Source organism: Neorhizobium alkalisoli (assembly GCF_007829835.1).
GTDB lineage: Bacteria > Pseudomonadota > Alphaproteobacteria > Rhizobiales > Rhizobiaceae > Neorhizobium.
This window is the reverse complement of sequence record NZ_VIWP01000001.1, coordinates 697,487-720,140: the sequence shown is the minus strand read 5'-3', so window position 1 is coordinate 720,140 and position 22,654 is coordinate 697,487. Positions and strand designations below refer to the sequence as shown.

Genomic DNA, 22,654 nt, shown 5'->3' with positions numbered 1-22,654 from the left:
AGGCGATTTTCCGATTTGCCGTGAGCATCCGTGACCTCTCCGGCAGCAGACTGCCAAGCCACTTCCGGCGTCCGACTTGCGGGGCAAGTCGCACCGTGACATGTTTCCCTTTGGTCAGCGATACGGAGACATTCCATGGAAGTGAAGTGGTTAGAGGATTTCCTCTCTCTCAGCCATTTCATGAATTTCACGGCTGCCGCCGAGGACCGGAATATCACCCAGTCGGCGCTTAGCCGCCGTATCAAGCAGCTTGAGCAATGGGCAGGCCTGCCGCTGGTCGATCGCTCGACTTATCCCGTTCGCCTCACACCGGCCGGCGAAAGTTTTCTGCCGCGGGCACGCAAGGCGGTCGACACGATTTCGGCGCTTCGGGAAGAAACGCTGCAGAAGCATAGCGCGCCTGAAGAAGTGCTTTCCTTCGCAACGATGAGCACGCTGGTCCTGACCTTTTTCCCCCTGTGGATGGAAAAGGTCGAGGCATTGGGCGAACCGTTCCGGACCCGTTTTGCCGAAGCCTATTCCTCGTTTTCCGGAAATGTCTCGAAACTGCTTCGCAACGAGTGCGATTTTCTGCTGACCTATGCGCATGAATGCGTGCCGGCGATACGCGATCTGGCGGAACATCCCTATCTGACGCTGGGATCCGAACGCGTGATTGCCATTTCCGCGCCGGACGAGACTGGTCAGCCCGTGCATCAGCTGAAGATCGGTGGGGCGCCGGTGAACTATCTCAGCTACCGGGACAGTTCCTTCTTTGCCCAGGCCTTGCCGAAGACGATTTTCGAAAGGGCGCCCTTCCAGCTCAACACCGTTTATGAAAACGCCATGTCCGCCGCGCTGAAGGCCATGGCCGTTGCCGGCCACGGTGTCGCCTGGATTCCCGAAAGCCTTGCCGTCAACGAGATCCGGAACAAGCAGCTCGTGAGAGCTGCCGATCCCGCCTATGACATGGTCGTGGAGATCAGGCTCTACCGTTCCTTCCGTCTGCGATGCAAAAGCGCTGGCCGGTTCTGGAACAGGGCAGAGGAGGTCGGGATGCTGGCCGACCGCGTCGCTCTGCCCTGAACGCTTTCAGGCGGCGTCGGCGCGGCGATCGAAAATCGCCCCGAGAAAATGCAGGTCGGGCTGATCGTCAAGCTGCTCCAGCTTTGCCTTGATCACGTCGACATTCGCCACGTCGTCAAGGCAATCTCCGATCTTTGTACCGCGCGCAGCATCCGAGAACGGATCCGTTAGACCACCGCGTGCGGCTGCGCGCTGCGTTTCCAGCACCGTCCCGTCTGCCAGTGTGATTTTCAGCTTGTGCGGCAGATGGGATTTTGCGGCAGCTTCTTCCTCGGCGCTGTAATGCGTCATGGAAATTTTCGGCAGCAGCGGATCGCTTGCAAAACTCCCGACCGCGCTAGGTGTGAAGTCCGAGAGGGAGAGCGTCTTCTTGCGAAGCGCCAATGCGAGGCAATATTGCATGGAAAACCGCGCCTGCATCTCGTCCTTCGGCTCGGAATAGGCAAGGTTGCGGTAATTGGCGATGCCGACATGGCATTCGGCAGAGGTGATCGCGTCGGGTTCGATTGTCTTCTCCTGCATCAGGTCGAGAACAGCGTCGACGATGAGATGGGTCGAACCGCAGCAGGGATGCATTTTCGGCATCACGCCGACCGTTTCGATCGTGTGTTCGCGCGTTGCAGCGATTTCATCGACATCGTAGCCGACAGGCCGGCTGCCGCCGAACATTTCCAGAAAACCCTGTTCGCCTTCCAGAATATCAAGTCTTCCGCGAAGACCTTCCGCTGCCAGCAAAGCCGCCTCGACGGCATTGCGTGCCGCCATGCCCGCATGGAACGGTTTTACGGGGGTGCCGAACTGCCCCTTCGTGCCGGAGGCCATGCTGGCGCCGAGCGACAGCGCCCGTGCGATGCCAATGGCATCGAGCCCGAGCAGCTTTGCAACCCCGGCCGCCGTGCCGATGCTGCCGACGGTCGAGGTCCCATGCCAACCGGCAGTGTAATGTGAGCCGGCGACACCGCTTCCGACAAAGGCCTGCGCCTGCAGAGCAACGAGATAGGCATCGACCAGCATGCGGCCGCTGGCGCCAACTCGATCGGTGATCGCGAGCAGAGCCGGCACGATGACCGCCGATGCATGGCTCATGCCCGGCCGGAAATTGTCATCATAATCGAGGGCATGGGCCGCCGTGCCATTGACCAGCGCGGCCACGGATGGTGACTGCCGGCCGCCGGTGACAAGTGCCGCCTCGCCCGCCAATTGCCAGCCGAAGGCGTCGGCAACGGCTTGCGTGCTCATATCCTTGCGGCCTGCATACATGCAGGCGATCGTATCGGCGATCGCTTCACGCCCCAGACGGCGGGCAGTGTCACTGCTGGTCGGCGGTGCGGAGCACCAGTTTGCGATGGTTTCGATGACGGTCATGTTCGAAGGCCTGTTGCTGAAAATTGGAAAAGCGAACCCTGTCGCGCCGATGGGCGCGTTTCAGGGAAAAGGAAATATGCGGAGATGGAAGCGTGGTCAGGACGTGTCGTTCATGGCCGCGAGCAGCAGACGCAACAATTTTCCCATGCCGAAACGCGTCACCTCACGGCCACGGATTTCGGTATCGACGCGATGCACCACGACCATATCGAGTGCCGGAATGACGAGGCAATAATGCCCACCTGCACCCATCGCAGCGTAACTTCCTTTGGGAGTGACAACACCAGGCAGAAAAACGCCGTCGCGCTCCAGCCACCACATATAGCCGTAAGCGCCATGGGTGCCGGCATGCGAATAGGGCATGACGCATTCCTGCGCCCAGCCGGACGGCAGAATTTTCGCGTCATTCCAAAGCCCCTGCTGCAGAAAGAGCTGCCCGAAACGGGCCAGATCGCGGCTCGACATGCGGAAGGGATAGGCGCGGTGTTCGCTGATATCGAAACTTTCGTGCCAGCCGTCGGGCTTTTCGCCATCCAGCACAAAATCCTGCATGCCGATCGGGCCGGCGATCCGGCGCGCGAAGGCCTGATGCACCGTCTCCCCAGTCAACTTCTCGAAGATCGTGCCGAGGGCGTTGAAATCCCAGTTGTTGTAGCACCAGAAGGTACCCGGCGCATGCGAATGGCGCGCCTCCTTGATCCGCCGCATCCAAGGCGTCTCATAGCCCGCAGCGTGATAGATGCCGGAGCGTGCTGTCAGGAGGTCGTAGACCGTTGCCTGCTTTTCGATGTCGCTCAGGCCTTCGCGGTCGTCGATGCCGAGGCTTTCGAGAGTTGCGGAGAGATCGATCCGCCCTTCCTCGACCTCCAGGCCGATCAGCGCCGCAAGAAAGCTCTTGCGCATGGAGTGGCAGAGAAATTTTCGATCCGGCTCGCCAAGCGACAGGACGATCCTGCCGTGCCTGACGACGAAAAGCATGTCGGTCGCTTGGGTTGCCGCAAAGGAACGTAACGCCTCGAGGCCCTGGCTATCAAAACCGGCTCTGGCTTCGTTTCCATGCCATTCCCAATCCTTGCCGGGATTGGCCGAGGCTGAGGCGGCGTTCATGCCACCACCTCCGGACCGCGGGCGACAGCCTCGACGCTCGCTTGCAGGAATTCCTTGGTATAGTCTTCCTTTGCATCGGAGCTGCGGATCTGCTGCGATGTCAGTTCCTCGATGATGCGGCCCTTATACATCATGCCGGCCCGCTCGCAGATATGGGCGATGACTGCCAGATCGTGCGACACCATCAGATAGGTAAGGTTCCGCTCGACACGCAGGCGCTTCAGCAGATTGAGGATTTCCGCCTGCACCGAGACGTCGAGCGCCGAGGTCGGCTCATCGAGCAGCAGGATTTCCGGCTCGATAATCAAAGCACGGGCGATCGCTACACGCTGGCGCTGGCCGCCGGATAGTTCGTGTGGATAACGGTAGCGAAAAGAGGCCCCAAGGCCCACCGCATCCAGCGTCTCGGCGATGCGTTCGGAGACCCGGTCCATGCCGTGGATAACGAGTGGCTCGGTCAGAACCTTTTCGACAATCTTGCGGGGATGTAATGAACCATAAGGATCCTGAAACACCATCTGGGCGCGGCGGTAAAAATCCTTGCCGCGCTTTTTCGGTAGTTCGCGATCGGCAAGCGTCAAGGCGCCCTGATAATCGCTGTTGAGGCCTGACAGCGCGCGCAGAATGGTCGACTTGCCGCAGCCGGATTCGCCGATCAGGCCATAGGCCTCGCCTTTTCCGATGCGGAACGAAACGTCATCGACGACACGGTTGCGGGCATGGTTCGGGCCAAAACTGATGGAGAGGCCGATCGCCTCGATAAGGGGTCTCGCAGCGATCATGCCAGAACTCCGTTGCGATAGACGGGACCGTCGAGCCAGGCCGGATCGCGCACCGGCACCGTCAGCTCGTCTGCCTCGACATCGAGCCGCGGCAGGCTCTGCAGTAGCGCCTGCGTATAGGGATGTTGCGCCTTGTGCAGATCCTTGGCCGGCAGGTCTTCCATGATGCGGCCGGCATACATGACCAGAACACGGTCGCAGAAATCGGCAACGAGATTGAGGTCGTGGCTGATGAACATCAGGCCGGTGCCGCGGCGCGTCACAAGTTCGTCGAGGATGGTCAGCACCTGACGGCGCACAGTCACGTCGAGCGCCGAAGTCGGCTCGTCGGCGATGATCAGGTCCGGCTCGGGGATCAGCATCATGGCGATCATGATGCGTTGACCCATGCCGCCGGAAACTTCGTGCGGATAGAGCTTGAAGACCCGTTCCGGATCGCGGATCTGTACCGATTCCAGCATGGCGAGCGCCCTGGCCTTCGCCTCGGCCTTGGGAGAATTGTGATGCAGGCGATAGGCCTCAACGATCTGCTGGCCGATCCGCATCAGCGGATTCAGCGAATATTTCGGGTCCTGCAGGATCATCGAAATGCGATTGCCGCGAATTTTTCGCATGTCCCTCTCGCTTGCTGCGAGAAGGTCTGTCTCCTTGAAGCGCATATGGCCGGCGCTGATCTTGGCCACTTTCGGCGTCAGCTTGAGCAGCGCGCGGCCGGTCTGGGATTTTCCCGAGCCGCTTTCGCCGACGATACCGACCTTTTCCCGGCCGATGGTGAAGGAGACGCCGCGTACCGCATCGAATGTGCGTTGCGGGGTCTCGAAACGGATCGTCAGATCCTTGACGTCGATCAGCGGCTTATCCATGGCGGGGATCCAATACGTCGCGCAGGCCATCGCCGAGCAGGTTGAAGGCAAGGCTTGCCAACAGGATGGCGGTGCCGGGAATGGCGGCGATCCACCAGCTGGTCATCACGAATTCGCGGCCCGAGGAGAGCATCGTGCCCCATTCCGGGCTCGGCGGCTGGGCACCGAGGCCGAGGAAGCCGAGGCCCGCTGCCGTCAGGATGATCGCCGCCATGTTGAGCGTGACGCGCACGACAACGGAGGGAATGCACATCGGCATGATATGGCCGAAGATGATGCGCAGGCTGGATGCGCCCTGAAGGCGAACCGCGGCGATGTAATCGGACTTGCGGATGGTGAGCGTTTCGGCACGCGCCAGGCGCGCGATCGGCGGCCAGGAGGCGAGCGAGATGGCGATGATCGCGTTCTGGATGCCCGGACCGAGCGCCGCAACAAAGGCGAGCGCCAGGATGAGGTTCGGAAAGGCGAGAAACACGTCGACGATGCGCATCAGCACCGTATCCACCCAGCCGCCGAGATAGCCTGCCGTCGTACCGACGATCAGCCCGATCGGCGCAACGATGACGGTGGTCAGAAGCGCGATGTAGAGGGTGATGCGGGCACCGAACAGGAGACGACTATAGACGTCACGGCCGAGTTCGTCCGTGCCGAGCCAATGTTCAGCGGATGGCGCCAGAAGACGTGTCGCGAGGTTTTGCTCAAAAATGTTATGCGTGGCAAGCAATGGCGCCAGCAGTGCCGCGATGAGCAGGATGGTGATGACGCAAAGGCCGAACAATGCCGAGGCATTGGCCCGCAGCCTGCGCCATTGCAGCCAGAATTGCTGTATGCGGGCATGAAAGGGCGAGGTCGGCACCGGCGCGCGCAGCCAGGCGCCAAAACCGGCGGAAGCTACGGGTGGCGGTGACGTCGGGGAGGTGATGGCTTTGTCTGTCATGGCGGCCTCAGCGGGTTCTGGGGTCGAAGACGCGATAAAGAAGATCGCAGATGAGGTTGAGCGTGACGAAGATGACGCCGACCAGCAGCGAGCAACCGACCACGGCATTCATGTCGCCGACCAGCAACGCATTGGTGAGGTAGCGGCCGAAACCGGGCCAGGCGAACACCGTTTCCGTCAGCACCGCGCCTTCGAGCAGGAAGGCATAGGACAAAGCCACGACGGTCATGACCTGCACGGCGACGTTACGGAAGGCATGGATCCAGACGGTGCGCGCCCAGGACAGGCCTTTGACGCGGGCCGTGACGATATATTCCTGCGCCAGCTGTTCGATCATGAAGCTGCGCGTCATGCGGCTGATATAGGCAAGCGCACCGAAACCGAGGATCGAGGCCGGCAGGATGATGTGGCCGAAGACGTTGCGGAACACTTCCCAGTTGCCGGCCAGAGCCGTGTCGATCAGGTAGAAGCCGGTGATCGGTTCGATATCGAATTCATAGATGAAATCGATCCGCCCCGGCCCGCCGATCCAGCCGAGCGAGGCGTAGAACAGCACTAGCCCCATCAGGCCGAGCCAGAAATTCGGCGCCGAATACCCGATCAGGCCGGTGAAGCGGATGGCATTGTCGAGCCAGGAATTGCGATACATGGCCGATACGACGCCGGCCGGAATGCCAAAGCCGGTACCGATGATGATCGCCAGCGTGGCAAGCTCGATCGTTGCCGGGAAGACGCGGGCGATATCGTCCATGACCGGCTTGCCGGTCGTCAGCGCATTGCCGAAATCGAGCGACAGGATGCCCTTCACATAGACGCCGAACTGGTACCAGAGCGGCTTGTCCATTCCGAGCGCCTTCGACATCTGGTCATAGGCTTCCTGGGTGGCATTGTCGCCGAGAATGGAGGCGACGGGATCGATCGGCAGCATTCTGCCGATGAAGAAGGTGAGGGCTGCAAGCCCGAACAGGGTGACGAAGATGGGCAGAAGGGTCCTGCCGAGAATGCTCAGCACGACCATTGCCGGATTGGGCTTCGTCCCGTTCCCCGCGCTCTCGCGGGGAACCGAATGGGTGATATCCGCCATGGAGCGCCGCCTTACTTGGAGGCGATGTCGTAATAGACGCGGAAGCCGTTCCAGGTCCAGTTCTTGACCTTATCGCTCATGCCCAGGATGTTATACATCTGGAACATGATCGCCATCGGGCCCTGCTGCATCACGTCTTTCTGGAGCTGATAATAGATCTGGTTGCGCTTTTCAGGGTCGGCTTCAAGAAGTGCGGCGTCGACGCGCTTGTTAAAATCCTCGTTCTGGAAGGCGGCGCGCCAGGACGGGTATTGCGTCAGCTTGGCTTCCGGGCGGTTGTCCGGGTTGGAAACGAGGCGGGATGCATTGCCATGCGCATCCGGAACGCCCGTCTGCCATGCCTGCATGCCGGTCTGGAACTCGCGGCCGCGGATGCGGGCAAAGAGCTGGGCATTGGCCATACGCTCGATATTGAGTTTGACGCCGACCTTGGCAGCATTGGCCTGGACGTTCTGGGCGATCGGTGCCGAATGCGGCAGCGTGCCGATCAGGACGCTCGCTTCAAAACCGTTCGGATAACCGGCTTCCGTCAGAAGCGCCTTTGCCTTTTCGATATCGAGCTTGAAGGGCTGGCCCTCTTCCGCATTGAGCGCACCCGTTGCCCCAAGCTGCGCGAAGCTGGCGCGCGGCACACCGAGATAGGTCATGACCGACTTACCGAGGCCGTCATAGTCGATCAGGTAACGCATCGCCAGACGCACCTTCTCGTTCTTGAAGATCGGGTCGGTGGCGTTGAAGGTCCAGAAGAACAGCTGCGGCTTCAGCACGCGCTCCACCTTCAGGCCCGGCTTGCCATCGAGATCGGCAAGATCGTCCGGCGACAGATCGCGGGCGATATCGACGTCACCCTGCTGCAGGAGAAGGCGCTGCGTACCAGGCTCTGCCACGTGGCGGATCAGCACGCGCTTGAGGTTCGGCTTCTTGCCGTAATACTCGTCATTGGCCTGCAACACGATCGACTCGCCAGCATTCCACTGCACCAGACGATAAGGACCGACGCAGGCCGTGTTGGTGGCCAGATACTTGTTGCCCATGTCGCCGTTGACTTCCTTCGACATCAGCGTCTTCTCATCGAGAAGTGCCGCGACGCGGTTGGCGGCGATCGCCTGTAGGATGAGGTTGGTCGGATAGGCCTTGTCTAGTTTCATCACGAGCGTGTTGTCATCCGTAGCCGTGATGCGCTCTTTGACGTTCTGCTTGTTGAAGCCGTATTCCGTCATGGCCGCAGCATTGCCGAAGCCCAGAAGCACGACGCGCTGCATCGACCAGGCCAGTTCCTTGGCGGTCGCCGGAGCACCGCCCGGAAATTTCATGCCTTCATTAAGATGAAAAGTGATCTGCATCCGGTCGGCGGAAACGTCCCAGCTCTTGGCCAGCAGTGGCACGACCTTGGATTCGTCCTTCGGATCGAAATCGACGAGGGAATCGCAGGTATTCTGCATCAGCTCGCTGGTAACGACTTCACCGATCTGGGCCGGATCGAAGGTGCTGATGGCGTCGATATTCCAGGCCATGACAAGAGCAGAAGTAGGCGTGGCGGCCTGCGCCGGCAGGCTGATGGAGGCGAGCAATGCGGCTGCCGTGGCAGCGGCAATCGTCTTCTTGTGCTTGGCAAAGTGTTTCGTAATCATGCTTTAAGTTCCCCTTGTTTTGAATCTTGAGCGCTGATTTTTCACCGGGGGCTGTTTTGCCCCCGGCATATGCGATGCCTTTCAGTTCGGTATCAAGCAGCCTCCTTCGGGCGCGGCTGCAGCGGCGGTTTGACGTCGGATGGGATCGGGCAAACATAGGCGGTCTTGCCCAGGCGGGCCTGATGGTCGGCCTTTGCGGCAGCAAGCAGCTCGGCATCCTCAATCAGGTCGATCGCCGTGCCGGCCATCATCTTGGCGGCATGGGTCATGCCCTTGTGGGCGGCCGGCATCTTGCCCTGCGCGGTCACCTGCCAGGAATGGCCCGGCGTGCCGATGGCGATCGTTGCGGCATGCGCCTGAACGGTCGGCATGATCCAGCTGACGTCACCCACATCGGTCGAACCGATCATCGGTTCGCCATGCACGTCGAGCGGCACGATGAAATCGCAGAGCGGCGTCTCTTCGCGGCGCGGCACGCCGGTGCGCAGATAGGCGTTGTCGATATCCTCGTCGCTCAGCGTCGCCTGGATTTTTGCAGCAAACGCCTTGTCTGCGGCGTCGAAGGGCACCGGGCCGAGACGTTCGAGATTGCGCTGCATCGCCTCTTCCAGCGGCCGGTTGCCGAGAAGATTGGAAACCGCGCTCATGATGGAGATCTCGACCGTCGTGTCGGTCATCATCGCGGCGCCATGTGCCACGCGCTTGACGCGTTCGTTGAGGTCCAGCATGCCTTTGAGGTCGCGCGAGCGGATCGCGTAACGCACGGCGGACTTGGCCTGCACGACATTCGGGGCAATGCCGCCGGAATCGAGCATGGCGTAATGAATGCGGCTGGAATCCGGCACGTGTTCGCGCAGGTAATTGACGCCGACATTCATCAGTTCAACGGCATCGAGTGCCGAGCGGCCGAGATGCGGTGCGGCAGCGGCATGCGAGGCGCGGCCGGTGAAGCGAAAATCCATCCGGGTATTGGCAAGCGACTGGGCGCGGGCAACTTCGGTGAAGGCGCCTGGATGCCAGGTGATGGCGGCGTCGACACCGTCGAAAGCGCCTTCGCGGGCCATGAAGGATTTTGCCGCACCACCTTCTTCCGCCGGGCAGCCGTAATACCGGACGCGGCCCGGCTTGCCGGATTTTTCCAGCCAGTCCTTGATGGCGGTGGCAGCGAGCATGGCGGCGGAGCCGAGAAGGTTGTGGCCGCAGCCATGGCCGTGACCCGTGCCGGGCAGCGGCTTCGGCTCGGCAATACCGGCTTCCTGGCTGAGGCCCGGCAGCGCATCATATTCTCCGAGGATTGCGATGATCGGACCGCCCTCGCCGGCTTCGCCCATGACCGCGGTCGGAATGCCCGCGACATTCTCGGTCACGCGAAAACCCTGCTCGCGCAGCATGGCGGCATGTTCCGCAACGGAAGCATATTCCGTATAGGCGATCTCCGGCATGCCCCAGACGCGGTCGCTGAGCGCTTCGAACTCCGCCTTGTGTTCGTCGACGAGATCCCAGATCGGCTCACTGTTCTGCATGGTCAAAACTCCTCAATAAAGCTGCTGTCAAAGGTGTTGTTCAAGAAAACGGGCAAAGGTCGAAAACACTGTTCGGCGGTTCTCCAGCCGGGCGAAGCCGTGGCCCTCGTGATCGATCCGCAGATATTCGCAGTCATGCCCGAGGCCGCTCAGGCACGAATAGACATCCTCGCTCTGCCCCATTGGCACGCGCGGATCGCGATTGGCATGAACGATCAGTAAGGGCGCTTTCATGCGGCCGATGCGGTTGATCGGCGAAAACCGCTCCAGTGCCTCGCGCATCACCGCCGGATCGCCGTATTCCGCAACCCGCTGCTGGCGTCCCCATGGGCCGGTTGCCATCAGATGGGTGAGGAAATTGCCGACGCCGTAAAAATCGACGCCGAGCGACCAGAGGTCCGGGTCTTCGGTCAGCGCCGACAGAACCATGAACCCACCATAGGAGCGGCCGAATACGCCGATGCGGTCGTCATCGACATCGCTACGGGCACCGATTGCCAGCCGGATGGCACGCAGATCCGCGACCGAATCCATCCGGTTTTCACGGTCATCGAGTTGATGGAAGGCGCGGCCATAACCGGTGCTGCCGCGAACATTCGGGGCGACGACCATCACGTCCTGGCTCAACAGGAATTGCACATCGGCGCGAAAATCCGGCCGCCACTGCATTTCCGGCCCACCATGCACGATGAACAGGACGGGATAACCTTCAGCAGAAGGCGGGGATGTCGGAACATAGACGCAAGCCGGGATTTGGCGACCGTCAAAGCTTTCGAACCGCTCGACAACGGGCTCGATGAAAGCATCAGTCTCGAAATCGTTCGTGTCGGCAGCAACCAGCTCTTCAAACCGGCTTGTCGTCAGGTCGAGCTTCCAGATGCCGGACGGCTTCGATGCGCTCTCCAGCGGGAAGACGAGCGTTTGCCCGTCGGGCGTGAAGGCGACGGAGGTGATGACGCCAACGGGCTGGTGATCGAAGCTGCGCAGATCGCTGCCATCGCGATTGGCGATGCCGATGCGGCTCCAGCCATCGTCATTGACGACGAAGGCGATGCGGTCCTGACCGGGAGAGAGAGCCATCGCATCGATATTGCGATCGGCAACCTCGAGCACCGGATCGACATTGCCGCCTTCGGCTGCGAACCGGCAGATGGACATGAAATCCTGGCCCTGATCGCAGATCGTCAGACCACCGGTGCCATCCTTGAAAAGCCGGGCTGCGAGATAACGAGCCTTCCCCTCGTGTGGCATCAAGGGCGCGAGGGCACCGGTTTCGATATCGAGGCGATACATGTCCTGATCGTTGCCGGAGCGCAAAGATTCCCGCACCAAAAGCGACTGGCCATCCGGAAAAAAGGCGAGGACCTCGCGCATGCCGTTGCCGGCGCACACGTTTTTTGTCTCGCGACTTGTGATCTCGGTGACATGGATATCCATGTGATGCGGCGAGCGGGCGTTGGAGGCATAGGCGATACGCTTGCCGTCCGGCGACCATGCGCCCCAGAGATGCACCACGCTCAAAACACTGGTCAGCGCGACAGGCTTCGAGGACAAATCCGGCAGCAGCCACAGCTGATGGCGTTCGTCGCCGCCACAATCCATTGTAAAGAGGATTTCCGGCCCTTTCGGATTGAAGGCAAACGCGCCGACCGGTTCGGGCATGTCCGTCAGTTGCCGGGCGTCACCTCCGGCGAACGGCTGGACCCAGATCTGATGGAAGCCGCTTATGTCCGACAGATAGGCGAGCCATTCGCCATCCGGCGATACCGCCGGCGATTTGACGGAGAAGATCTCGATAAAATGCACGATCGCGGATGCGTCGAATGTGCTGGTCATCAGTGTTTATGCTCCGCTTTCATGCCCTGCTTTTCGCCCAGTTGGTGCCAAAGCCTTTCCGACGCGGCCTTGAGCTCGTCGAACAGCGGCCCTTTGGTCGATTGGTGATTGGCTTCGGTGACGATGGTAAAACCGGCTTCCGGCCAGGCACGATGCAGCCGCCAGGCGGTCAGCATGGGCGTGACGGTGTCGTAGCGGCCATGCACGATCTGGCAGGGCAGATGCCGGATGCGATCCATATTCGCCAGCAGCTGGCCCGGCGTCATGAATGCGCCATTGACGCAATAATGGGTGAAGATGCGGGCGACGGCGAGCGCGGCCTTCGGATCGAGAAGTGCCGCAACATGTGCCGGATCCGGCAGAAAGGTCTGGGTTTTTGCCGAAAAACCGCGCAGGCTGAGCGCCGCTGCCGCTTCTTCCTGAGCATTGCCGCTCGTCAGCCGGCGATGGTATGCCGCCAGCAGATCGCCGCGTTCGGCTTCGGGTATGAAGCCTGCGAATTCTTCCCACTCATCCGGAAAGATCGAGCGAACGCCGTTGAACCACCAGTCAATGTCTTCGCGACCTGCCAGAAATATCCCGTGCAGGCGAAAGCCCAGGCAGCGTTGCGGATAAGCCTGCCCATAGGCCAATGCCAGGCAGCTGCCCCAGGAGCCGCCGGCAACTAGCCAGCGATCAATGCCAAGCTCCATGCGGACGGCTTCGATATCTGCGATCAGCGCATCGGTCGTGTTTCCGGTCAAGCTGGCATGCGGTGTGGATTTGCCGGCGCCGCGCTGGTCGAAGGTGATGATACGAAATGCCGAAGGGTCGAAGGTCTGAACCTGCCGGGACGAGATCCCGGCGCCGGGTCCTCCATGCAGGATAACGACCGGAACGCCGTTCCTGCTTCCATGCTCCTCGACATAAAGGGTATGGGTGTCGTCGACGCGGATGAAGATACCGTTCCGATCTTCTCGATGATGGATATCAGACCAAACCATTATATAATCCGAATTTAATGGATATATTTTGAGCAGGCTTATTTTTTAATCATGATGGTCGCCGACGAATGGGGCGTCCAATGAAAATTCCGGATAACCCATTCCGTTTTGGAATAGTTTTGATGGTCGCCGCCTTTGAAGCTCGGTATTCACGCCGAAAACTGCTGTAATTCGGGGTTTCGTTGTATGAAGCCGGTCTCCATTACGATGCGTTTTTAATCTTTGGATGGCTTGAGTTTCTCAATCGTGGAGGGTTGAGCCGCGGTGCGTTACGCCCGGCCGGAAACAGATTTTAATGATGGTTGCCTGCGGTGGCGGGGTGCCTCGCGGAACCGTGATCCAATTCCGATATTAATTCTTTTTTATTCTTGACTCGAAATATCAACATATCTACACGGTTGCACGGGGTTCATTCAACACGCGGGCAGGGGAGCGCTCAGTTGGGTAGCAAATGAACAGCGCCGTGAGATCATGTTGCGCCATTCTTCATTGCGGCCAAATCTTCTTTCAGAAAAACAGAATAAAATAAGACCTAAATTATGATGCCGGCATAGGCGGTCCAGCGCGCTAAATTTAATATTATGCAGCCCGGTCTTCATAGATGAATACGAGGCGAGATTATTTCTTCTAGGGGGAAGAGATATTGTCGCTTCGGAAGCCTTGGGGCTGATGATCGACTTGGGGTGACAGCCCCTCGCACGAAGGCTTCGGCACCATTTGCACATATGAAATTACCCTGCCGAAAGCAGGGAAACGCTGATGCATTTTGCGTCGGTGCGATCGACGCTGCCTGAAAAAGATCCGCAGCTCTGCCATCGCGCCGATGCCGTTTGGGGACGACAGGGCATGAACGATACCGCATTACGGCAGGGATGTTTCCTGCCATGACCGCATCGATGAATTCCCATCCGATGGCGTCACGGCGAACGTTCATGGAAAAAGGCCGCTTGATGCGGCTCCGGCATCCCGATTTCCGCCAGACCGTCTCGATGCTTGCCCTGCTTGGTGCCTTTTCGGTCCCGGCAGATGCTTTCGCGCAGGACGCGGCGGGGCAGGATGGCGACCAGTCGACCGAACTGGAAACGATCGTGTTGACCTCGACCAAGACGGGCGAGCGGGTCTACGACACGCTGTCCGGCTCTTCCGGCATCGGTGATGAACGGCTCAATACAGAGCTGCAGGGTGCAGCGGTTTCGCAGATCGTCACCGTCATTCCCGGCGTTTCGAGCCAGACCTCGGCGGACGATCCGGGCACGGCCATCAACATGCGCGGCCTGCAGGATTTCGGCCGCGTCAATGTTCTTGTCGATGGCGCGCGGCAGAATTTCCAGAAGAATGGCCACGAGGCGAACGGTACCTTCTACATCGACACCCAGATGCTGAAATCGGTCGACGTGACGCGTGGGCCGAGTTCGACCATCTATGGCAGCGGCGCGATCGGCGGCGTCGTCAACTTCACCACGATCGATGCCGACGACGTTCTCCTGCCCGGTGCGACGACCGGCGGGCGGGTGCGCACCGGTTTCGATACCAATGGTTACGGCCCGACAGTGCATGCCGAGGCGGCGACCAAGATCGACGATGTTGCCGATTTCCTTATTGCCGGCACGCTGTTCAAGCCGGATGACTACAAGTCCGGCGACAACGAGACGGTGCAATCTTCACAATATCTGCGCTCCGGCCTCGCCAAGGTGCGGATCAGGCCGACCGACGACCAGGAATTCAGCTTCTCCGGATCCCGTTACGCCAACAGTTTCGAAAACTTTGCATCCAGCGTCCGGCCCATCGACGTCACCGTCGACAGCTACACGGCAGGTTACCGCTACACGCCGGCCGATTCCGATTTCTGGGATCTCAGCGCCAAGGTCTATTATACCGATACGCTGTCCGACCAGGGTGCTGCAGGCGGCGATACCGGCCAGTCATTCGATGTCGGCACGCTCGGCTTCGACATCTTCAACACCTCGAAATTCGACACCGGCCCGCTATCGCATGAACTCACCTATGGCGGCGACTTCTTCCGCGACAGGGTGAAGACGGTGGATGAGGTCGGCTCCAGTGACGACCTAACGCCCTCCGGCCGCCGTATCGCCTATGGCGCCTATCTGCAGGACAAGGTGTCCTTCGACAACTGGCTCGAGGTGATCGGCGCGCTGCGTTATGATGCCTACAAGCTGGAAAACGACAAGATCGAGATCGACGGCAAGCGGCTATCACCGAAGATCACGGTGGGTGTAACCCCCTGGGATCCGGTCACCTTCTATGCAACCTATGCCGAAGGGTATCGCGCGCCGGCACTGACAGAAACGTTGATCGACGGGTTTCATCCGCCACCGGTGACCGGCCAGTTCTTCCCCAATCCAGACTTGAAGCCCGAAGTTGCCCATACGATCGAGGCCGGCGTCAATCTGCGCTTCAACGATGTGATTGCCAGCGACAAGCTGCTGGTCAAACTCGGCGTCTTCCAGAATGATGTCGACGATTATATCGACCAGGTCTTCCACCTCTTCCCGATCCCCGGCGGTTACCAATACGAAAACATCGCCGAGGCCCGCATCAAGGGCTTTGAATTCGAGGCGAGTTATGACGCCGGTCGCGTCTTTGCCGGCCTGTCTGGCCAGATCCTCGATGGCGTCAACCGCACCACAGGCGATACGCTGCAGAAGGTTCCGCCTTTCCGCGCCGTCACAACCCTCGGCTTCCGCGCCTTCGACGACAGGCTGACCGCCGGTACACGCCTGACCGTGGTCGGCAAGAAGGACGACGACGTCTCGACCGGTTTCATCGGTGAGGCCTATCAGCTGGTCGATGTCTTCGCCGACTTTGCCGTCGACGAGCGGATGAGCGTCAACGTCCAGCTCAACAACATTTTCGACCGCCAATACACGCAATATCTCAATGCCGATCCCAGCCCGGGCTTCAACGCCAAGGCCTTCCTGACAATGCGCTTTTGAACCACGAGGACCAACCCGCCTCCGGATGATGACGGCCGCGGGATCAAGACAAGGATTGCAACATGACCTTGACCATTACCCTGACAGCCCAGCTCGGCTCCACGGCAGGTGTGAATTTCAATACGGAATATGCGAGCTACTTCGCCAGCATGGTCCCGACCGGCTGGCCCTATATCCTCGGCGGTTCGGGTGAGTTCTCCGGCGACCAGATCGTCCTTCTCGACAAGATGATCGCCGGCCAGGGCGCCCAGACGAAGGCGATCATCCTCGATGGCAAGAGTTTTGATTATTATTTCAACGACCACACGCTGAGCGGCACGCTGACGACTGTGCGCCTCTCCACCCTCGGCGACAGCTACAATTCCGCCGATCAGTCCTTCGATCGTGATGCCAGCGGCCATATCACCAATGTCACCACCCGCATCGAGATTTCCGGCCTCACCATTTCAAACGCCTATGGCACGCGCGGCGATGTCCATAATGTCATCTACGGCCTGATGGGCGGCGCCAATAGCGGCGGCTCGGCTGATGCGACGGCGCTGTCAAGCTTCCTCTGGGCCCAGGGCCATAATGTCATCGGCTCGGCCGGTGCCGATACCTATAGCGGCACCGCCTTTGCAGACACGGTCCGCGGCAATGGCGGCGACGACGTGTTCGACGGCAAGGATGGCAAGGATATCGCGATCTTCTCCGGCAAGGTGACGGATTACACGATTACCGCCAATACCGACGGCAGCATCACCGTGCTCGATAACCGCACCGGTAAGGATGGCAAGGACACGCTGAAGAATATCGAAACCGCCCAGTTTTCCGATGGCAATGTCGACCTGACCAAGCTTTCCCCATCCACTGGCGGCGGAACAGATGGCGGCAGCGGCGCTCCGGTCTCGCTTGCGCTTTCTAAGGCGACTGTTGCGGAAAACGTCAAGATCGGCACGACAATCGGTACGTTCTCCGCCGCGGACCCGGAAGGCGGTGCGCTCACCTATTCGCTACTCGACACGGCCAATGGCGCCTTCAAGCTCTCCGGCAACAAGCTGCAGGTGGCAAAGGCCATCGATTACGAAAAGCTGCAGAGCGATACGGTGAAACTGCAGGTGACCGATGCGGATGGCCTCAGCTCTACCAAGGTCTTCACCATCAAGGTCACCGACAAGATGGAAACGATCAGCGGAACCTCGCGCGCCGACACGCTGAAGGGCGGCATTGGTGCCGACAAGATCGTTGCGGGTGCCGGCAATGACGTGCTGATCGGTGGTCTGGGCGCCGATGACCTTTATGGCGGTGCGGGCAGCGACAAGTTCCGCTTTGCCGATATCAAGCACAGCACGGTCGCAACCACTGGCCGCGACACGATCTTCGATTTCTCCGGCAAGGGCGGCGACAGGATCGACCTGGCAGCAATCGATGCCGTTTCCAACAAGGCCGGCAATCAGGCTTTCACCTTCATCGAAACGCAGTCGTTCCACAAGAAGGCCGGCGAGTTGCGTTACGAGAAAAAGGCTTCCGACACTTACATCTATGGCGACGTCAACGGCGACGGCAAGGCGGATTTCGCCATCCATTTGGATGACGCGGTCACCATGACCAAGGGTTATTTCCTGCTCTGAACCGCCTGGTTCGTAAGCATCCGCGGGGCCGGCTAAACGGTCGGCCCCGTCTCAAAACTTAGAAGAGATTCGTGTCACACGACCAGATTTTGAGGAGAGATATTTGAGCCGAGAAATCACGCCGCGATAGGCGGCACCGGAATTCATCTGCGCAATCGCCGTAAGCGGCCACTGAAGCGCAACCCAAGACATCAACCACACGCCGTACGGATCCCACGCCGATCCGGACGAAGGTTTTCTATTGCCTTCGCCTGGCACCTTTCACGGAGCACCATCGATGACCTCGCCAACTATTACCATCACGGCGACAACGATTTCCTACGAGGATTCGCAGACGCTCAACAACACCTACCAGGCGGATGAAACGCTTGTCATGGATGTCAATGGTGACGGTAAACTGGATCTGGTGCTGAATGGCCGTAGCGCGAACACGATCGCCGTCATGCTGAATAATGGTGACGGCACATTCAGCACGGGCGGCACCATCGCCACCGGTTATTACTGGCATGTCTATGGCGGCGACGTCGATGGCGACGGTCTTCAGGACGTCATCACGACCACCTGGAATGCGGATTATTCCGAGCAGACGGTCGGTTATCTGAAGAATAACGGTGACGGCACGTTCGGCACATTCACGACGATCGCCACTGGACTGCAGAACGCCGTCGATCTGACTGCCGTCGATATCGACAGTGACGGCGATTCTGACTTCGTAGTTGCGGCCTCCAATGGCGGCGGCGTCATGCTGCTGACCAATAACGGCGACGGCACATTCACCGATTCCGTTCTCGTGGCCCAATCCGGCACCTATGCGGTCGCGACAGGTGATATCAACGGCGACGGCATCCTCGATGTGATTTCGAGCGATTGGAACGGCTTTATCACCGTCAATACTCTTGATGGCTCCCGTAACCCAACCGAAACCCAGGTGATCAACGAGTTCAATTACAACTCCGTTGAAAAGGTCGCCCTAGTCGACCTCAATGGTGATGGCAAGCTCGATATCATCGCCACCACCTCCAATGGACATGAACTGGCCTGGTTCGAAGGCAAAGGTGATGGCACGTTCGGCACCAAGCAGGAGATCTCCGCCGGCGGTTACGACAGCGCCTATGTCAGCGATTTCAAGGTGCTCGATATCAATGGCGACGGCCGGCTCGATATCGTCGCTGGTTCGGCACAGCTTTCCGGCGAAACGGCCAACAGCCAGAACGCCTATCTCTCATGGTTCGAACAGCTGGCCGACGGCACGTTCAAGGAACACCTGACCGGCGCGCTTTATCCGACCGCGTCCGACTTCTTCAATGTTTCCTACGGCGATCTTAACGGCGACGGCGTTGTGGATCTGGTCTCGGCCGGTCCGATTACGGAAAACGGTGTTCGGAATTATGTCCGTATTGCCTACGGTTTCGAAGCCGTGCCGGTCAACGAGAACGTCGCGACCGCGCTATCCGGCATCGCTTTCAGCGACGATTCGACAGGGTCGGTCACCGTTACCTTCAGCGTCGATCGCGGCACGCTTGCGGCGGACGGATCGAGCGGCGGCGTGACCGTCTCGGGCAGCGCAAACAGCCTGACCCTGAACGGCACGGTCAGTGACATCAACGCCTATATTGCGGCAGGCCATACCAATTTCACCACGGACCTCAATGACGAGACCGCCGCCAAGCTGACGATCTCCATCAACGACAATGACGCTTCATCGCCTGCGACGACCGTCAAGACGATCGCGCTCGCCGTCGACCCGGCAAACGATCTGGCGCCCACGAATGTGGTCCTCAACGGCGATCACGTGTCGGAAGATGCGACCATCGGCACCGTCATCGGTACCCTCTCGGCAACCGATCCGGAAGGTGGCGCCGTTACCTACAGTTTCTACAGCAACCCGAATTCGATGTTCACCATCGACGGCAACCAGCTGAAGCTTAACGGTGCGCTCGATTTCGAAGCGCAGAGCTCCTACAACATCATCGTCCGCGCCAAGGATGCCGGTGGTAATTTCACAGACCAGGCGATCACCATCGGCGTCACCAATACCAACGAGGCGCCGACCAATATCAGCCTCTCCAAGGCGCTCGTCGAGCAGGGCAGCGTGCAGGGTACCGTCGTCGGCACGCTTTCAACGACCGATCCGGATGCCGGCGACAGCTTTACTTATACGCTCGTTAATGGCGGCGACAATTTCCAGATCGTCGGCAACCAGCTTGTCGTCAAGCAGCTCAGTGACGCGCTGACCTATGACGTGCAGGTCAAGGTTACGGATGCGGGTGGCCTCACCACCGTCAAGCCGTTCACCGTCACCCTTACCGATCATGATGGCACACCGCTCGGCTCGGCCGGCACGATCACCATCGATGCCTCCGGCTCGACCGGCATGGATTTCGAGGCCTATATCCGCGGTGGCTTCCTCTCCGGCACGATCGGCGGCGGTTTCCCGGTCTTCGACAATGGCGGGGACTTCGAAGGCAATGAGGTGATGATGTCCTACGGGACCACCAGCACCTCGAAATACGTGCTCGCCGATGGCGACATCAGCTACTATTTCAACACGCACACGGTCTATGGCGAGATCAACAAGATCGAATACGGTACTCGCGGCACCGGCAGCTATGATGCTTCGGGCGCCTTTGTCGGCGGTTCGTCGGAACTGGTCATTAGTGGGCTTGCGTTCACGAACGATATGCCGACCAATTCGACCGAGGAAGCGGCCATCGAGCTGAGCGGCGCGGTCCATAACTTCACCGTCGCCCACATGTATGGCGCTGCAAGCTCAACAACAGCGCTCAACACCTATGCCGATCTGCTCGACACCTATGCCCAGAACTTCGTCGGCTCGAGCGGCAACGATGTCTATACCGGCACGATTTTCAACGACCGTATCAAGGGCGGTGCCGGTGACGACATCCTGAATGGTGGCGGCGGTGCCGATATCATCGAAGGCGGCACAGGATCCGACACGATCGACGGCGGCGCTGGTGAGGATACCTATGTCGTTGATGGTGCTGTGGCGGGCTATATGATCACGCCGGTGGGCAGCACCCTCTATCTGAGCCAGACCAGCACTGGCGAACTGGATCGCCTGAAGAACATCGAGTTCATCAAGTTCAAGGATGCCCTTTATAACGTCGCCACCAAGGAATATACGGCGATCACCAACGTTGCCCCGACTGGCCTTGCAATCTCCGCGGCCTCGGTTCTTGAGAGCGCCGCGGTTGGCGAGGTCGTCGGCACGCTTTCGGCCTCCGATGCCGATGGCGATGCCCTGACCTACAAGCTTGCCTCCAATCCTGGCGATTATTTCAAGATCGTCGGTGACAAGCTGCAGGTGGCCAAGGCCCTCGATTATGAAAGTGCCACAAGCCATATCGTCAAGGTGACCGTCACCGATACGGAAGGCAATGAAACGACGGAAAGCTTCACCATCGGCGTCAAGGATGTCGACGAAGCTCCGGAGGATCTGAAGATCGACGACAATTCCGTTGCGGAAAATGCCGCTGTCGGAACCGTTGTCGGCACGCTGTCGGCGACGGACCCCGAAGGTGGTGCCGTCAGCTACAGCCTCTCCTCCAATCCGGGCGGTTATTTCAAGGTCGTCGGCAACCAGCTGCAGGTCGCAAAGGCGCTGGATTACGAAACACTGAAGAGCCATTCGCTGGTCCTGTCGGCCAAGGATGCCGGCGGCCATGTCGGCACCCAGGCTGTCACCATCAAGGTCACGAATGTCGATGAGGCGCCGGTCTCTGTCACCATCTCGGCATCGACCGTTTCGGAAGATGCCAGGGTCGGGACTGTCGTCGGTTCGCTTTCGGCAATCGATCCGGAGGGCGGTGCCGTCGAATACAGCCTCTCGTCCAATCCGGGCGATTACTTCAGGCTCGTCAATGGCCAGATCGTGGTCGCGAAGGCCCTCGACTACGAGACCCTCAAGAGCCATTCGATCAGCGTCGATGCGATCGATGTCGGCGGCAACGTGACGACGAAGACGCTGACGATCGATGTCGCCGATGTCGACGAAGCGCCGACCTCTATTTCCCTGTCAAAGACGAGCGTTGCCGAAAACAGCAAGGCCGGCACCGTCGTCGGCACGTTCTCGGCGCTCGATCCCGAAGGCCAGGCGCTGAGCTACAAGCTGACCGATGATGCGGACGGCATGTTCAAGCTCTCCGGCCACAAGCTGGTCGTGGTCAAGCCGGGTGATTACGAGACGCTGCGACATGATACGGTGAAGATCGCCGTCAGCGATGCCGGTGGCCACACCGTCACCAAGGCTTTCACCATCGACATCACCGACGTGATGGAAACTGTCCGCGGCTCGTCCAAGGGCGAGATCATTACCGGCAAGGCGGGTGCGGACAAGATTATCGCCGGCGGCGGTGACGACAGGCTGAACGGCGGCACCGGCAATGATTACCTGTCGGGCGGCTCGGGCGATGACAAGCTCTATGGTGGCAAGGGCGCCGATGACCTTTATGGCGGTACCGGCAAGGACAGCTTCATCTTCAAGGCGCTTACCGAATCTACCGTCATCATTGCCGGTCGCGACACGATCTTCGATTTTGATGGCAAGAGCGGCGACATCATCAATCTTCAGATGATCGATGCGGACAGCACCAAGGACGGCAACCAGGCCTTTTCCTTCATCGGTGCCCACCTGTTTAATGGCAAGGCCGGCGAACTGCGTTACGCCGTCAAGGATGACCAGACCTATGTCTATGGTGACGTCAACGGCGACAAGAAGGCCGATTTCGCCATCCATCTCGACGACGTCATCGCCTTCAGCAAGGAATATTTCATCCTCTAGCAAACCCTGACCTCTGCGGGAGGTTTGAGGGCATTGGAAGCAACATGCCAAGAGGCCGGCAAAGTCACAAAGCTTTGCCGGCCTCTTTGTTACATTCGAGCTTTATCCAGCGG

The 22,654-nt window shown here is 59.6% G+C and carries 14 protein-coding genes; 4 read left to right on the top strand and 10 right to left on the bottom strand.

Features of this window, described 5'->3' with window-relative positions:
- The first annotated feature begins 135 nt into the window (after nt 1-135).
- Nucleotides 136-1,065: a LysR family transcriptional regulator gene (locus FHW37_RS03185; RefSeq protein ID WP_145632366.1), complete on the top strand. Its 930-nt coding sequence runs from the start codon at nt 136-138 to the stop codon at nt 1,063-1,065.
- Between the two features lie 6 nt (nt 1,066-1,071).
- On the opposite strand, the gene FHW37_RS03180 is transcribed toward FHW37_RS03185, so the two are convergent.
- The 10 genes from FHW37_RS03180 to pip form a co-directional block, all read right to left on the bottom strand.
- Nucleotides 1,072-2,430, bottom strand: coding sequence for an MmgE/PrpD family protein (locus FHW37_RS03180; protein ID WP_145632363.1), 1,359 nt, complete (start codon nt 2,428-2,430; stop codon nt 1,072-1,074).
- A gap of 96 nt (nt 2,431-2,526) precedes the next feature.
- On the bottom strand, nt 2,527-3,537 hold the full coding sequence (locus FHW37_RS03175; RefSeq protein WP_145632360.1) for a serine hydrolase domain-containing protein: 1,011 nt from the start codon (nt 3,535-3,537) through the stop codon (nt 2,527-2,529).
- Nucleotides 3,534-4,319 carry an ABC transporter ATP-binding protein gene (locus FHW37_RS03170; RefSeq protein ID WP_145632356.1) on the bottom strand — a complete coding sequence of 262 codons (786 nt, stop codon included), beginning with the start codon at nt 4,317-4,319 and terminating at the stop codon, nt 3,534-3,536. Before FHW37_RS03170 ends, FHW37_RS03175 begins: the two co-directional genes overlap by 4 nt.
- On the bottom strand, nt 4,316-5,182 hold the full coding sequence (locus FHW37_RS03165; protein WP_145632354.1) for an ABC transporter ATP-binding protein: 867 nt from the start codon (nt 5,180-5,182) through the stop codon (nt 4,316-4,318). The genes FHW37_RS03170 and FHW37_RS03165 overlap by 4 nt, the downstream gene beginning before the upstream one ends.
- Nucleotides 5,175-6,119: a nickel transporter permease gene (gene nikC / locus FHW37_RS03160; RefSeq protein ID WP_145632351.1), complete on the bottom strand. Its 945-nt coding sequence runs from the start codon at nt 6,117-6,119 to the stop codon at nt 5,175-5,177. Before nikC ends, FHW37_RS03165 begins: the two co-directional genes overlap by 8 nt.
- A 7-nt stretch (nt 6,120-6,126) precedes the next feature.
- Nucleotides 6,127-7,137 (bottom strand): ABC transporter permease, encoded by a 1,011-nt coding sequence (locus FHW37_RS03155; RefSeq protein ID WP_145633818.1) that lies wholly within the window; start codon nt 7,135-7,137, stop codon nt 6,127-6,129.
- Nucleotides 7,138-7,214: 77 nt separating this feature from the next.
- Nucleotides 7,215-8,834 (bottom strand): ABC transporter substrate-binding protein, encoded by a 1,620-nt coding sequence (locus FHW37_RS03150; protein WP_145632349.1) that lies wholly within the window; start codon nt 8,832-8,834, stop codon nt 7,215-7,217.
- A 92-nt stretch (nt 8,835-8,926) separates the two neighbouring features.
- Nucleotides 8,927-10,357 (bottom strand): M20 family metallopeptidase, encoded by a 1,431-nt coding sequence (locus FHW37_RS03145; protein ID WP_145632346.1) that lies wholly within the window; start codon nt 10,355-10,357, stop codon nt 8,927-8,929.
- Nucleotides 10,358-10,384: 27 nt separating this feature from the next.
- The gene (locus tag FHW37_RS03140; protein ID WP_145632343.1) at nt 10,385-12,193 is read right to left on the bottom strand and encodes a S9 family peptidase; all 1,809 of its coding nucleotides are present in this window, start codon (nt 12,191-12,193) and stop codon (nt 10,385-10,387) included.
- Nucleotides 12,193-13,176 carry a prolyl aminopeptidase gene (gene pip / locus FHW37_RS03135; protein ID WP_145632340.1) on the bottom strand — a complete coding sequence of 328 codons (984 nt, stop codon included), beginning with the start codon at nt 13,174-13,176 and terminating at the stop codon, nt 12,193-12,195. Before pip ends, FHW37_RS03140 begins: the two co-directional genes overlap by 1 nt.
- A gap of 932 nt (nt 13,177-14,108) precedes the next feature.
- Between pip and FHW37_RS03130 the strand changes: the two genes are divergently transcribed.
- The 3 genes from FHW37_RS03130 to FHW37_RS03120 all read left to right on the top strand — a co-directional run bounded on the left by FHW37_RS03130 (nt 14,109) and on the right by FHW37_RS03120 (nt 22,541).
- Nucleotides 14,109-16,130 (top strand): TonB-dependent hemoglobin/transferrin/lactoferrin family receptor, encoded by a 2,022-nt coding sequence (locus tag FHW37_RS03130; RefSeq protein WP_186458121.1) that lies wholly within the window; start codon nt 14,109-14,111, stop codon nt 16,128-16,130.
- Between the two features lie 62 nt (nt 16,131-16,192).
- Nucleotides 16,193-17,740, top strand: a complete 1,548-nt coding sequence (locus tag FHW37_RS03125) for a cadherin domain-containing protein (protein ID WP_145632333.1) — start codon at nt 16,193-16,195, stop codon at nt 17,738-17,740.
- Between the two features lie 277 nt (nt 17,741-18,017).
- On the top strand, nt 18,018-22,541 hold the full coding sequence (locus FHW37_RS03120; RefSeq protein WP_145632330.1) for a cadherin domain-containing protein: 4,524 nt from the start codon (nt 18,018-18,020) through the stop codon (nt 22,539-22,541).
- Nucleotides 22,542-22,654 lie beyond the last annotated feature (113 nt).

Bases quoted from the DNA above. Each gene is read 5' to 3' on its own strand.
- FHW37_RS03170 (WP_145632356.1), bottom strand. From the start codon at position 4,319: ATGATCGCTGCGAGACCCCTTATCGAGGCGATCGGCCTCTCCATCAGT.
- FHW37_RS03150 (WP_145632349.1), bottom strand. From the start codon at position 8,834: ATGATTACGAAACACTTTGCCAAGCACAAGAAGACGATTGCCGCTGCC.
- FHW37_RS03125 (WP_145632333.1), top strand. From the start codon at position 16,193: ATGACCTTGACCATTACCCTGACAGCCCAGCTCGGCTCCACGGCAGGT.
- FHW37_RS03165 (WP_145632354.1), bottom strand. From the start codon at position 5,182: ATGGATAAGCCGCTGATCGACGTCAAGGATCTGACGATCCGTTTCGAG.
- FHW37_RS03175 (WP_145632360.1), bottom strand. From the start codon at position 3,537: ATGAACGCCGCCTCAGCCTCGGCCAATCCCGGCAAGGATTGGGAATGG.
- FHW37_RS03180 (WP_145632363.1), bottom strand. From the start codon at position 2,430: ATGACCGTCATCGAAACCATCGCAAACTGGTGCTCCGCACCGCCGACC.
- FHW37_RS03185 (WP_145632366.1), top strand. From the start codon at position 136: ATGGAAGTGAAGTGGTTAGAGGATTTCCTCTCTCTCAGCCATTTCATG.
- nikC (WP_145632351.1), bottom strand. From the start codon at position 6,119: ATGACAGACAAAGCCATCACCTCCCCGACGTCACCGCCACCCGTAGCT.
- FHW37_RS03120 (WP_145632330.1), top strand. From the start codon at position 18,018: ATGACCTCGCCAACTATTACCATCACGGCGACAACGATTTCCTACGAG.
- FHW37_RS03145 (WP_145632346.1), bottom strand. From the start codon at position 10,357: ATGCAGAACAGTGAGCCGATCTGGGATCTCGTCGACGAACACAAGGCG.
- pip (WP_145632340.1), bottom strand. From the start codon at position 13,176: ATGGTTTGGTCTGATATCCATCATCGAGAAGATCGGAACGGTATCTTC.
- FHW37_RS03140 (WP_145632343.1), bottom strand. From the start codon at position 12,193: ATGACCAGCACATTCGACGCATCCGCGATCGTGCATTTTATCGAGATC.
- FHW37_RS03155 (WP_145633818.1), bottom strand. From the start codon at position 7,137: ATGGTCGTGCTGAGCATTCTCGGCAGGACCCTTCTGCCCATCTTCGTC.
- FHW37_RS03130 (WP_186458121.1), top strand. From the start codon at position 14,109: ATGGAAAAAGGCCGCTTGATGCGGCTCCGGCATCCCGATTTCCGCCAG.